This window comes from Corallincola luteus, from assembly GCF_004336975.1.
Taxonomy (GTDB): domain Bacteria; phylum Pseudomonadota; class Gammaproteobacteria; order Enterobacterales; family Neiellaceae; genus Corallincola; species Corallincola holothuriorum.
In genome coordinates, this window is sequence record NZ_SJXE01000002.1 from 48,673 (window position 1) to 61,760 (window position 13,088).

General features: G+C 51.0%; 11 protein-coding genes. 6 read left to right on the forward strand and 5 right to left on the reverse strand.

The annotated features are described in order from the left end of the window. The first annotated feature begins 171 nt into the window (after positions 1–171). Positions 172–879, forward strand: a complete 708-nt coding sequence (locus tag EZV61_RS06800; protein WP_114337436.1) for a response regulator transcription factor — start codon at positions 172–174, stop codon at positions 877–879. Continuing rightward, positions 873–2,339, forward strand: a complete 1,467-nt coding sequence (locus EZV61_RS06805) for a sensor histidine kinase (RefSeq protein WP_165419331.1) — start codon at positions 873–875, stop codon at positions 2,337–2,339. The genes EZV61_RS06800 and EZV61_RS06805 overlap by 7 nt, the downstream gene beginning before the upstream one ends. Here the strand turns inward: EZV61_RS06805 and EZV61_RS06810 are convergent. Beyond that, positions 2,336–3,256 carry a CHAD domain-containing protein gene (locus EZV61_RS06810; RefSeq protein WP_165569550.1) on the reverse strand — a complete coding sequence of 307 codons (921 nt, stop codon included), beginning with the start codon at positions 3,254–3,256 and terminating at the stop codon, positions 2,336–2,338. The genes EZV61_RS06805 and EZV61_RS06810 overlap by 4 nt on opposite strands. A 137-nt stretch (positions 3,257–3,393) precedes the next feature. Next, positions 3,394–3,858 carry an OsmC family protein gene (locus EZV61_RS06815; protein WP_131414754.1) on the reverse strand — a complete coding sequence of 155 codons (465 nt, stop codon included), beginning with the start codon at positions 3,856–3,858 and terminating at the stop codon, positions 3,394–3,396. Positions 3,859–4,408: 550 nt separating this feature from the next. Here EZV61_RS06815 and EZV61_RS06820 point away from each other — a divergent pair. Both EZV61_RS06820 and EZV61_RS19420 read left to right on the forward strand, forming a co-directional pair. Beyond that, positions 4,409–5,056: a PEP-CTERM sorting domain-containing protein gene (locus tag EZV61_RS06820; RefSeq protein WP_131414755.1), complete on the forward strand. Its 648-nt coding sequence runs from the start codon at positions 4,409–4,411 to the stop codon at positions 5,054–5,056. A gap of 84 nt (positions 5,057–5,140) precedes the next feature. Then, positions 5,141–5,281 (forward strand): hypothetical protein, encoded by a 141-nt coding sequence (locus EZV61_RS19420; RefSeq protein ID WP_165569551.1) that lies wholly within the window; start codon positions 5,141–5,143, stop codon positions 5,279–5,281. Here the strand turns inward: EZV61_RS19420 and EZV61_RS06825 are convergent. Both EZV61_RS06825 and EZV61_RS06830 read right to left on the reverse strand, forming a co-directional pair. Continuing rightward, positions 5,248–8,400 carry an efflux RND transporter permease subunit gene (locus EZV61_RS06825; RefSeq protein ID WP_131414756.1) on the reverse strand — a complete coding sequence of 1,051 codons (3,153 nt, stop codon included), beginning with the start codon at positions 8,398–8,400 and terminating at the stop codon, positions 5,248–5,250. The two genes, EZV61_RS19420 and EZV61_RS06825, sit on opposite strands and share 34 nt — an antisense overlap. Before the next feature lies 1 nt (position 8,401). Beyond that, the gene (locus tag EZV61_RS06830) at positions 8,402–9,673 is read right to left on the reverse strand and encodes an efflux RND transporter periplasmic adaptor subunit (protein ID WP_131414757.1); all 1,272 of its coding nucleotides are present in this window, start codon (positions 9,671–9,673) and stop codon (positions 8,402–8,404) included. Positions 9,674–9,807: 134 nt separating this feature from the next. Between EZV61_RS06830 and EZV61_RS06835 the strand changes: the two genes are divergently transcribed. Further along, positions 9,808–10,773 (forward strand): LysR family transcriptional regulator, encoded by a 966-nt coding sequence (locus EZV61_RS06835; protein ID WP_240695163.1) that lies wholly within the window; start codon positions 9,808–9,810, stop codon positions 10,771–10,773. Positions 10,774–10,810: 37 nt separating this feature from the next. After that, positions 10,811–11,275: a methyltransferase family protein gene (locus EZV61_RS06840; RefSeq protein WP_165569552.1), complete on the forward strand. Its 465-nt coding sequence runs from the start codon at positions 10,811–10,813 to the stop codon at positions 11,273–11,275. Positions 11,276–11,393: 118 nt separating this feature from the next. Here the strand turns inward: EZV61_RS06840 and EZV61_RS06845 are convergent, their stop codons facing one another. Then, entirely contained in the window at positions 11,394–13,046 is a 1,653-nt protein-coding gene (locus tag EZV61_RS06845; protein ID WP_131414759.1) for an alpha-amylase family glycosyl hydrolase, read from the reverse strand. Positions 13,047–13,088: the final 42 nt, after the last annotated feature.

Here is a 13,088-nt window from a genome sequence, read left to right on the forward strand (position 1 = left end):
AGCACTGGAGTGAAGCTCCCGATGGCGGGGCTTCACTTTCAGTCTGCGAACACGCATTCAAAGATTGCAGGAAATTTAATCACAGCTTGACCGGTCTCTACCTCTAACGAACCAGATGCAACAACCAGGTGGCATGACAGCCATTAAACACTGGTGCCAGAGGGGCAGGCTATGAAAGCCAAGATTTTATTGGTGGAAGATCACGCAGATATCGCGAACCTTGTGGGTATTAACTTGGGCATGATGGATTACCAAGTGGATGCTTACCCGGATGGTAGACAGGCGTCGCGGCAGTTGCATCAGGACTATGACATGGCGATTTTCGACATTATGTTACCCGGTGGTATTGATGGTTTGAGTTTGTGTCGACAACTCAGACGGATCAATGAAGATATTCCCATTTTGATGCTCACTGCCAAGTCCGGTGAACAAGACCTGGTGATGGGGCTGGAGAGTGGTGCTGACGATTACTTGTCAAAGCCGTTCAGTGTGTTGGAGCTACAGGCGCGAGTGAAAGCGCTGTTGCGTCGTTACCATCGCCACCATCAACAGCAAGAAACGGGTCCTGCACCTATCCTGGTTGACGAGCTGGCAATTGATCCCGCTACCCGCTTAGTCCATGTTGCCGAACAGTTGGTGAACTTGACGGCGACCGAGTTTGAGTTGCTATGGCATATGGCAAGCCAACCTGGGCGCGTGTTTAGCCGCGATCAATTGTTGAATCAAGTGTGGGGGCATCGGCATGACGGCTATGCCCATACCGTTAATTCCACTGTCAATCGACTGCGTAGCAAGCTGGAATTAGATCCGGCGCAACCCAAATGGATCCATACCGTGTGGGGCGTGGGATACAAATTTGCAGGCGAACATTCATGTTGAAATCCCTTTCTGGACAGTTCGCGTTATATGCCGCTGGGTTGTTTTTGCTGGTGGGTATTGGTGTCGGGAGCTGGACATTGGCCAGTTACCAAACCTATGGCGAAGAGGTGGAACAGCGCCTGCACCGCGGCCTTGCTGCACACATGGTGTATGACAACAAACAGCTAAAACAGGGCACCATTGACGCCAGTATCTTGAAAGATGCTTTTCACACCATGATGTTGCTTGGGCCTGATTGGGAGATCTATGCACTGGATACGACTGGGCGACTCTTGGCCTATTCAGCACCGCCAGGCAAGGTGTTGCGCCAACGTATCAGCCTGCAGCCGATCCATTCGTTCTTTGCCGGTGCTGACTTCCCTCTGTATGGCGATGACCCTCGTTCGGCAACGAGCCAACGTATCTTCTCTGCAGCACCAATTGAAAATGCTGAGGGTGAGCTGACGGGGTATCTGTACGTGATCATTGGTGGTGAGCAGTGGCAGACTTTAGCTGACATGTTAGCCACTAGTCGCGTATTACAAGACAGTTGGCGCTTGATGGGCGCAGCGCTGCTGTTCGGTTTAGTGTTGCTGGTATTGCTGTTTGTCTTACTGACGCGGCCGTTAACCAAGCTGGTGCGTCGATTTGAGCACTTCACCCAACATGACTTTTCTCGTCGCAATGAACCTGAGGTACGGCATCATCGTTGGACTCCAGCAGAGGTGGTCTCTCTGAATCAGGGCTTTGATGTGATGGCCGGGCATATCGAGCATCAGCTGGAACAGATTAAAACCACTGAGCAGTTAAGACGAGAACTGATCTCCCATGTCTCCCACGATTTCCGAACGCCGTTGGCATCCCTTCAGGGTTATCTGGAAACCTGGTTACTGCAAAGTGCTGAGCAGCGTCAGCCGCAATTAATTGAGGTCGCGTTGAAAAACGCGCGTCAGTTGAATTTGCTGGTCGAGCAACTATTTGAGTTAGTGCGTCTGGAAGGCGGCGACATCCGTTTTAATCCCGAACCTGTGGTGGTGGCAGAGCTGGCCTATGATGTCGTGCAGCGTTTGCAGTTAATGGCTGAGGCGCGAGGTGTACGCTTGCGTGTCGAAACCGATATCCACCAGCAGCAGGCGCTGGCTGATATTGGCAAGCTGGAGCGGATTCTGGTGAACCTGATTGACAATGCATTGCGCCATACGCCAGCGGGAGGCGAGGTGATCATAAAAATAGCTGCCGCCAATGATGCTATCTATGTGGCGGTTGCAGATAATGGCTGTGGCATTAACGAAGCTGAAGTGCCGTTGATCTTTGACCCGCACTATCGCGCCAGTAATAGCGTTAACGGTGAGGGGGCAAATACCGGTTTAGGCTTGGCGATTGTGCAACAGCTAGTGGCATTGCACGGCAGTGAAATCGCCGTGCAGAGTAGCCAACAGCAGGGCTCTACGTTTGGCTTTAGCTTGCCGCTGGCCAGTTAGGCATGAATAGATGGTGGCAAGTGCTGAAGCGCTGTCAATAGCTTTAGCGCCGCCGCTTTCTCTGTTCGGGCTTGTTGTTTTATCTGTTTCTTTACTTCCAGTAAGGCATTTAATGTTGCGGCCTGGTGGGGATATTGCTGTTGCATCAGCCTGGCTTGTTTTCGCCTGATCCCCTGCAGTTGTACTGCACAGTCATTGACATTCCCCAAGTGGGATTGCAGTTTTTTCAGTGGCTTGTGTAGTAATTCCCAATCTGTTTTTTCGCTAGCTTGAGGGAACAGTTCAACCAGGTAGCGTAGCTTCTTGCCCTGAATTCGCAGGGCGTGTAGCTGCTCATCTGCTACTGGTTCATGTAGCGCCTGCGCCGCTGCGCGGATCACCTGATAACGTTTGTTCATCTGTTTTTGCAACCAACTGATCAGAGACGGCGAAGGTGCAGCTTCTGCTATCGCTTCTTGCTCCGCGAGGGCAAACCAGTGTTGGATCGATGCAAAAGTGCGTTGGTAATTTTTGCTACTAAGCCAAGCGATAACTCGGGCCCGCTCTCGCTGCTGGTGCTGCTTCTCCTTGAGTGTGAGTTTGGCCAGTAACTGCCGCTGTTTCCTGGTTAGGTTTTTTTGGTAGTGCTGCCACTGCTGTTGATAGACATCAATGTCGCGGAGTGTATTGGTTTTACGTGCCATCAAGCCCAATTGTTGATTGAGCCGTTGGGCGCAATCATCGGGGAACAGCTTTTTCATTTGTGTGACTAAACTGCGCAGTTTACGCAGTGCAACACGATAGTCGTGCAGACCCTCCACTCGGGTGGAGCTGCGAAAAATATTGGCCTGCTGAGCCTGCGCTGTTGCCAGTAAAATCAGGCTCTGCTTTGCGAGTAAAGGTGGCAGTTGAACTGCTCTTTTTTGTTTGTTCTTCATCGTTTCACTTTGCCTCTTTATGCGTGGTAAACCGCTACCTGTCGTCACTGTTTCATGCATTGGCATAGGTAAGTATGGACCGAATATCTGTTTGGCATAGTGATGAAGCGATGTGTGTCAGCTGTTTTTGTAGCTGTTCAACGTGTTGCAGCGATGGTGATCTTCGTTTTAACCGAATTTGCGATAAAACAGAGTTCATGGGCTTGGTGGTGCAAAGCCTCCAACTGCTCGGCTGGTGGCTGCTTGTCTGCAAAGCGCACAGCTGGCTGTAAGGTGACCTCGGTCATCGCAATTTTGCCGTCACTGTTTGTAGCCATGACACCAATGGCGTGATCAATATAGCTGGTGACCAGCCAACGCTTTTTTGCTGCCAACGAGAGAAAAAACAGCATATGGCAGCTCGTTAGTGCGGCAATGAAAGCTTCTTCTGGATCGACATTGGCTTCCACCGAATAGGGGAGAGGCACGACATGGGGAGAAGATGAGGCGGGTACAGTCACCCCGCCGTCAAATTGCCATTCATGGGCACGACTATAGCGATTGTCGATAAAGGTTTCTTCTGGCCGCTTTTGCCAGCTTATTGTTGCGGAGTATTCAGACATAGGGCTATTCGAGATTGGCAAGATGATGTTGATTGTGGCGTATTGGGAATATCAGTTCAAATCTAACTCTCTATTGATTAATCTCTATTTCGATACGGACCTAAGTTCAATTACCCATCATCTAGTTCTTTCTTGGATTTAGCCCCCTCTAAAGTATTACCACCTGATTAAATAAAGATTAAGGATGTGAGTTAAAAATACTCAATCAGGCTAATGATTTATTGTTTGTTATAAATAAACCCTTATTTCTCACAAAAAAATATAAGTAAAAATGGTGCGTTAAATTAGCAGGTGTTTTTATTTTCTTTTCTTAAATAATCTAATAAAAACATAATTGATTCAATTGGTATCGGTAACGCACACTTATTATTGAATGGTAAGGCGGCTTGTTTGGGTTTTTGCTTAGTTACTGTGCAGTTGGCGTATTTTTGTGCATTTTAGCTGCACGATATATGTCAAAACTCTTTACGTACGTGAGCTTTCTATTTTTGGTATATCTACACGGCAATCTGATTTGCACATTTATTTATTGCTAAAGGAGAAGGCAATCATGAAAATTTATTTAGCTTTCGCTGCCTTGTTGTTTTCTGGAGTAGCAACAGCAGCGCCAATGATCCCTGCAGACTTGAACGGTATTGAGGAGAGTGGTGATAGTTTATTCACGCTGACTGATTTCGATGCCACACTTGATGACAGCGGTTTCGAAATGACCTTTTTAGCTGGTCAGAATAATACGTTTGATCATGCATTTGGTTTATACCACTACGATACTGTGAATCATGTCGTTGCCTCGACGCTACAGATATTTGATTCCACCGCAGAAGTGGGTGATGAGTCGAATGTTGTTTGGGATATCGCGGGTGAACAAGCGCTGTCAACTTTTGGTGCTATTGATCTGAGCCTGGCAGAAGGCTATGCCTTTGGTCTCTGGTTCCAGTCCGATGCTGAGGTCTACTATAGCCAGAAGATGTTTAATGACGGCGAGGTAGATCACTTTGGTTTTTATTGGGAAACCAACCCTTTTATTGATGCCAACTTGTATGTTTTTGCCGCAGACGACGGTGTGCATAACAATCTTGACCAGATCCAGATGGCCATTAATGACGTGACCCCTCACCTAGCTGTACCTGAGCCTATGACCGTGGGTCTGTTGGGGTTAGGTTTGTTGGGGATGAGTCGCGTTCGTCGTCGCGGATAAATGCTGTAACTCTCTGACCAAAATAGTAACCGGCCTATCTGGCCGGTTTTTTATTGTTGGAACATGGCTCAACGTGGAGCAGTGGTGAAGGAATTAGAAAATGAGGCACCCGCACCGAGATTAGGAGGGTTCGGTGGTGTGGTCGAGTGCCTCAAAACTTGGGTTATCTATCTATCTATCTATCTATCTATCTATCTATCGGCTTTTGCTGCTGATGGCGGCTGACTACGCCGACGTAGCAGATAGTAGAAAACAGGTGTCAGTACTAAGCCAAATACGGTGACCCCTATCATGCCTGAGAACACGGCAACACCCATGGCTTTGCGCATCTCTGCACCTGCACCAGTTGAAAACACCATAGGTACCACACCCATGATGAAGGCGAACGATGTCATCAGGATCGGGCGTAAACGTAATCGTCCCGCTTCCTTAATCGCTTCTATCACCCCCATGCCACGCTCTTCCAACTCTTTGGCAAACTCGACAATCAGAATCGCGTTCTTGGTGGCTAACCCCACCAGCACAATGAAGCCGATCTGGGTGAAAATGTTGTTATCGCCACCGGTCAGGATCACGCCGGTCATTGCCGATAGCAGTGTCATTGGCACAATAAGAATGATCGCCATGGGGAGGCTCAGACTCTCATAGGTGGCAGCTAATACCAGAAACACCAACAGCACCACTAAGGGGAACACATACATGGCGGCGTTACCGGCGAGGATCTGCTGGTAGGTGAGATCTGTCCATTCGTAGGTCATCCCAATAGGCAGGGTCTCATCTAAGATCTTTTCTATCGCCGCTTGCGCTTGGCCTGAGCTATAGCCCGGCGCTGGCGCGCCATTGACTTCAGCAGTGGTAAAGCCGTTGTAATGCATCACCCGATCGGGTCCGGCACTGTGTTCTACTGTGACAAAGGAGCCTAAGGGGATCATCTCGCCCTGTTGGTTACGCACTTTCAGTTGGCTGATCTGGTCTGGCTCCTGACGGAATGACTGGTCTGCTTGCACATTGACCTGATAGGTGCGGCCAAACTGGTTGTAATCGTTGACGTAGAGAGAACCTAAATAGGCCTGCATGGTGATAAAAACATCATCAATGCGTACGCCCTGACTCTTTGCCTTGGCGCGATCCAGATCGACGTCCAGTTGCGGTACATTGACCTGAAAACTGCTGAAGTTTCCTGTCAGTTCCGGCGCAGCCCAGGCTTTGCCGATGACTTCCTGCGTCACTTGATAGAGGGTTTCATAGCCGAGGTTGGCGCGATCTTCTATCTGCAAGCGGAAGCCGCCAATGGTACCTAAGCCCTGCACCGGCGGCGGTGGGAAAATGGCAATAAACGCATCCTGAATGGCACCAAATTGTTGGTTAAGTTGGCCGGCAATGGCATTGGCGGATAACTCGGGCGAGGTGCGCTGAGCAAATGGTTTCAGGGCAACGAAAACGATACCGCTACTAGAGCTGTTGGTGAAGCCATTGATGTTGAGGCCGGGAAAAGCGACCGCATTTTCTACGCCCGGATGTTGTAAGGCGATGGCGGACATATCGCGGATCACCTGTTCTGTGCGATCTAGCGAAGCGGCATCGGGAAGTTGAGCAAATGACACCAGATACATCTTGTCCTGCCCCGGTACATAGCCTGTTGGGGTGGTGTTGAACTGGTGATAGGTCAATGCCATCAATCCAGCGTAGAGGATCACGACAACACCGCTTAAGCGGATGAGTTTGCCGATCCCTGCCGTATAGCCGCGGGCACTTTTATCAAATAGACGATTGAATGGCGCAAATAACCAACGGCCGAACAGAAAATCTATCAGTTTGGTGAGCTTGTCTTTTGGCGCGTCTTCTGCCCGGAGTAGCAATGCGGACAGTGCTGGACTCAGGGTCAGCGAGTTGATCGCCGAGATCACCGTAGAGATAGTGATGGTCAGTGCAAACTGCTTATAGAACTGGCCGGTAAGACCTGACATAAAGGCGGTGGGAATAAAAACTGCCGCCAGCACCAGTGTGGTGGCAATAATTGGGCCGGTCACCTCTTGCATCGCCTGTTTGGTGGCGTCAACCGGACTTAACCCTTCGCGCAGATTTCGCTCGACATTCTCGACCACCACAATGGCATCATCGACCACAATACCGATGGCCAGCACTAAACCAAACAACGACAGTGCGTTAAATGAAAAGCCCAGCAGGTGCATGATGGCAAAAGTACCGACCAGAGAAACCGGTACGGCAGCTAACGGGATCAAAGAGGCGCGCCAGGTCTGCAAAAACAGCACGACGACCAGTACCACCAGTAAAATCGCTTCAAATAATGTGCTTACCACAGCTTCAATTGAGCCGCGGACAAACACGGTGGGATCGTAAACGATGGCGTAATCCATGCCTGCCGGGAAAGAGTGTTTCAATTCAGCCATGGTGGCGCGGACATCATCAGAGATCTGAATCGCGTTGGAACCCGGTGCCTGAAAGATAGGCAGAGCCACCGCAGGTTTGTTGTCTAGCAAAGAACGGAGAGCGTAGAAGTCAGAACCTAGTTCAATACGAGCCACATCTTTTAGATAGGATATTTCTCCCTGTTCGCCGACTTTAATGATGATATCGCCGAACTCTGCTTCATCAGACAGGCGACCTTTTACATTGATTAACCATTGGAATTCACTGTCGCCGGTGGGTTGCGCGCCGAGCGAACCTGCCGCTGCCTGCTGGTTTTGTTCCCGGATCGCGGCCACGATATCACCGGGGTTTAACCCCAGTGCCGCGACCTTCTCCGGATCTAGCCAGACACGCATGCTGAACTCGCCTGCACCGAACAGTTCGACGTTTCCTACCCCCTGCACGCGTGCCAACTCATCTTTGACATTGAGATGGGCGTAGTTCGACAGATATAGCATGTCGTAGCTGTCATCCGGCGATGTCAGATGAACCACCATGGTGAGGTCGGGTGAGGACTTCTGGGTGACCACCCCTAAACGTTGTACCTCTTGTGGCAGCCGGGGCAGGGCACGGTCAACACGGTTTTGGACTAATACTTGGGCATCGTCGGGGTCGGTGCCGATGGCAAAGGTCAGGGTAAGCGTCATGCGGCCATCAGCTGTGGCCTGTGATGACATATACAGCATATCTTCGACGCCGTTGATCTCCTGCTCTAACGGCGAGGCGACGGTATCGGCAATCACTTTTGGATTGGCGCCGGGGTAGTTGGCAGTGACGACAACGGTGGGAGGCACCACTTCCGGGTATTCGGTGATCGGTAGTTGCCATACGGCAATGGCACCAGCAATGAATATCATCAGCGACAATACGCCAGCAAAGATCGGCCGATGAATAAAGAACTGTGACAATCTCATCTTAGCCTCCGGTCACTGCAGTGCTGGCATTCTGCGTACTAAGCCCTGCCGCAGCGAGGTGAACTCGGTTGGCTTGGCTGTCTAACTGCCGTTGTATGGCTTTGAGTTTGGCCAGTGTTTTGTTGTCGGTCATAGCGACTTGTTGTGGCGCAACGGGTGTACCTGGACGCACCCGTTGTAGACCATTGACGACGATGGTGTCACCCGCCTTGAGGCCTGACTGAATAATCCGCAGGCCTTGCAGTTTCTCGCCGAGTATTACGGGCCGATACTGCACGGTATTGGTTTCGTCCAAGATCAGCACAAACTTGTTATTCAGATCGGTACCTATCGCCTTGTCATCGATCAGAATGCCTTGGTAGCTGGCACTGCCGGTGAGCTTGATCCGAGCGAACAGACCAGGGGTGAACATCTGTTTGTCATTACTAAAGACGGCACGACCACGGATCGTACCTGTGCTCGGATTGACGCGATTATCAATGAAATCGATGATGCCCTCGTGGGGGTAATCGGTGTCATTAGCCAGCGCCATCATCACCGGATGCTGTACATCGCGATCGCTGGCGCGGGAGCCCTCTTGCGCCAACTTGACGTACTTGAGATAGGTCTGTTCGTCGGCATCAAAATAGGCATACACCTTGTCGGTAGAGACCAGAGAGGTGAGGATGGTGTCCCCTGCTGTAACGTAGTTACCTTTGGTGATGTTGGCTTTGGATACGCGACCACTGATCGGGGCAGTGACTTCGGTGTAGCTGAGGTTCAGTTGCGCCAGCTCAAGTGCGGCATTGACTGAAGCCACGTTGGCATACGCCTGGGTTAATGCGGCTTGGCGCTGGTCATAGATCTCTTCCGACATGGCATGGGTTGCTGTTAGCTTTTGTGCCCGGTTATAGCTGAGGTCCGCAAGTTTTTGCTGGCTCTTTGCGACGTTAAGCTCGGCCTGCAAGCGTTTAACTTCTGCTTCAAATGGGCGGCTGTCGATATAAAAAAGCGGTTGTCCAGCCGTAACCAATGCACCTTCGGCAAATGCCACTCGCTCGATATAACCAGAGACGCGTGGGCGCAGTTGTACACTTTCTGGTGCTTCAAGGCGGCCAGTGAACTCGTCCCACTCAGTTAATCGTTGACTGATGACCGGCGCTACAGAGACCGATGGTGGCGTCATCAAAGGGGTGGGCTGGGTTTGCGGATCACTACCGCAGGCGGCTAATAGAAGAAGAGAGCCTCCCGCCAGCGCCCATTTTTTGAATCTAGATAGGTTGAAATCGAACATCACTTTCCCTCCAAAGCGTGGTGTGGAGAGAAGTATGATCAAGATCACCTTATAAAAATAATTATTAATTTATATGCAATGCATTCACAAATGTTATGGATCTGTGATTTACTTATAACAACTCAAAATGGTAGGTGGATGTTTTGCGTAATCAGGAATTAAACCTTTTGATGGTGTTTGATGCCATCATGACTGAAGGCTCTATCACCCGAGCGGCAGATCGCTTGGCGCTCAGTCAGCCAGCAGTTTCTAATGCCCTGTCACGTATGCGGCTGGTGTGGAAAGATGAGTTGTTCGTCAAAGATGGGCGCAATATTCAGCCGACGGCGTATGCTCAGAACCTTTGGGCGCAGATCCGTGAGCCGCTGCAGCAGTTGGGAGATGCAGTCGACCAGAATGAATTTAATCCCGCGACTGCCAAGCGTACATTTCGTATTGCGGTTGCCGATGCCATCGTTGATGTGGTGTGGCGGCCGTTACGAAAAGTCATTGAACAATCTGCCCCGGGCATCAATATTCATGCGGTGCCGTATACTATCTCGAATGCCGAATCACTGCTTCATGACGCCGATGTCGATATGCTGGTGGGGGCGCAATCCAGCACGTCCAACGTGATCCGAACCGAGTTCCTGTTTAACCCTTGTTATGCCTGCGTGATGCGATTGGACCACCCGCTGACAAAAGTACCACTGACACTGGAACGCTTTGCCGCCGCGGACCATCTGTTGGTGTCTCTGTCTGGCGAGATCACCGGCTACACCGATCAGGTTTTGGCGCAAAAAGGGATGAAGCGCAGAGTGGCAATGACAGTAAATCACTTTGCTACCGTGCCCGCCTTGTTGAAAGAAACAGATTTGATCACAGTGATCCCGTCTTCTACCGTTGAGCAGGCCATTTTTAATGGTGAACTGGCGGTGATGGAGCCACCGATCGACATAGCCCCAACATCTGTTGGCAGTGCATGGCATAAACGGCAGGAAAACGACAAGGGCTTGTGCTGGTTGCGCGGCCATGTAAACCGCATTATCAAAGAGCATTACGATCGGCATATGAGTGAACTGAAAGCGCGGATCTGCCCGCAGTGCAAAGACGCTAGCTAGGTCAATTAGCCGTTCAAATTGCGTGAAAGGAGTAATGATGAAAAAGCAGCAGGGATGGATCCATATGCCAGTGCCGCTGGCGATACTGGTCGCGGTGTTGATGGCACTTAGCTGCGCCTGTTTTGATATGAGCTCCCTGGTGACGCGCACGTCCTTCTGGTTGGGGTTCGCCTTATGTCTGCTGGCCGCGAGCATTTGCGTTGCCGCAGTCATCAGCTTCCGCCGCGCTAAAACCACCGTTGACCCTAGATTTCCGGAGCAAAGCAACCAGCTGGTGGTGGCAGGTGTTTTTAATTACAGCCGTAATCCCATGTACGTTGGATTTGTTATCGCCCTGTTTGCTTGGGTGCTGATTTTGGGCAACCCATGGACTCTGCTTTGGGTTGTCGCCTACTGGCTATTTATGGACAGATACCAGATCCGCCACGAAGAGCAGGCGTTAGAGAAGAAATTTGGTGAGAGTTACCAAGAATACTGTCAGCGGGTCAGGCGTTGGGTTTAGGGCTGTAGAAAAATCTCTCACCTAAGCCCTCTCACTTAGGAGAGGGCTTAAATCAGATAGAAGAAAGAAAAAGATCGGTAAACCGGGGAGTGACAGTTTGCCGATCTTCACCTTGCCGCTAATTATTCAGTAACCAAAACTCTCCTGTCAGTGCGGCGATCGGGATATTCACATTGCCATTCACTGCCACTGTTTCTCCTGTTAGCAGGTTGGTCAGTGAGGCGGCGTTCGCTAACTGAGTAGCATCAACCGTCCATGCACTGTCTGTACTCGTGGTATTTAACAGGTACAGGATCCGCTCACTGTCGGCCACTTTCAGGTCTGCATATAAACCTGTGCTGTCGTCAGCCAGTAGGGCGATGCGTTGGCCGTTGTAGAGGGCAGGGTGTTGGTCGCGAAGCTGCATCAGTTCGGTAATGTATTGGCGCAATGCGATCTGTTCTGCTGACGCTTGAAAGAGGGTGCGATCGTCACCGTGGGGCAGGCCTTCAATCTTGCCGCTGGAGCGTGCCACATGGTCATCGCACATCACGGTAATGCCGTTACACGGGCTGTTACGTTGGTCAAAATTCTCCACATCATCGCCAATTTCATCGCCGTAGTACAAGGTAATCGGGCCGGTGTAGGCGGCGACAAAACTGTAGGTGGCACGGTGTCTGGACCAGTACTCTTGCGCGGGGAAGCCTCCGCGCTGGATTAAATCGCCAAGCCGCACCAGATCATGGTTTGAGACAAACAGGTTAGGGTGGGCATGACTGGGGTTGTCTTGGTTGAGTTGCCAGCCCAGCTGTAGCTGGCTGGGCAGCGGATCACCTGCGCCGCTTTCTTCGACGGCTAAGGTTTTAACCACTTGATAGCGCATGGCAAAGTCAAAGGCGGAGCAGATACCCGGTTGTTCTGGTTCCCCATAGCCCAGATCCCTGACGAATTGGCCGCTGCCATCAAAGATCTCGGCCACCATGTAGCCTAGTGGATTGACGGTATCGCCATCCATTTGATACTCGACGGACTGGCTTGTTTGCTCGACCAGTTGGCGTATTTCGCCCCAAGCGCCGACGGGAACTTCGTTAGCCACGTCTAGACGCCAGCCATCAATTTTCAGTTCTTCAATCCAGTAACTCGCCACTTCTTTGACGAAGTCGAGATCGGTTGGAAACACACTGAGCTGTGTGCTGGCTAGGCCGTTGTAACTTTGGCCTTGTCCCGACAGGGTTAAGCCGCTGGGCGAGGCGTAGCCAGGTGCGTTGGTTTTATGATGGCCAAACACAGCATCAAAGAACACATAGATGCCACGGGCGTGGGCTTCGTCAACCAGGTTACGGGCATCTTCTAAATCGCCAAAATTGGGGTCGATGGCGAAATAGTTAGTGGCGAAATAGCCGGTAGCATCAAGTCGGGTGACAGAGTCGTCTTGGCTGGACAGTGGAATGGATTCAAATATGGGGGTTAGCCAGATCGCATTCATTCCCAAGGATTGAATGTAATCCAGTGAGTCGATAATGCCCTGAATGTCGCCTTCGTGCGGGCTGGGGCCGTAACCGATGCCGTAACCTAGGTTGGTATTACCATCGATAAACGCTTCCGTCATCACCTGATAGATACGCAGGCGGTTGGCCTGTTCGTAAAGGTCTGCATCGCACGGATAGGCTTGGTAAGTAGGCGCCGGTGGCGTGGTGGTGCCGCCTCCGGCTGTTGAGCCACTGCTACTGCCGCCGCAGGCGGATAGCAGCGTGCTGATTAACAGGATGCCACCTATGTTCGCTTTGTTCATCTCCACTTCCCTAGGTCATTTGCTTATTGAGCGGATTTGCTC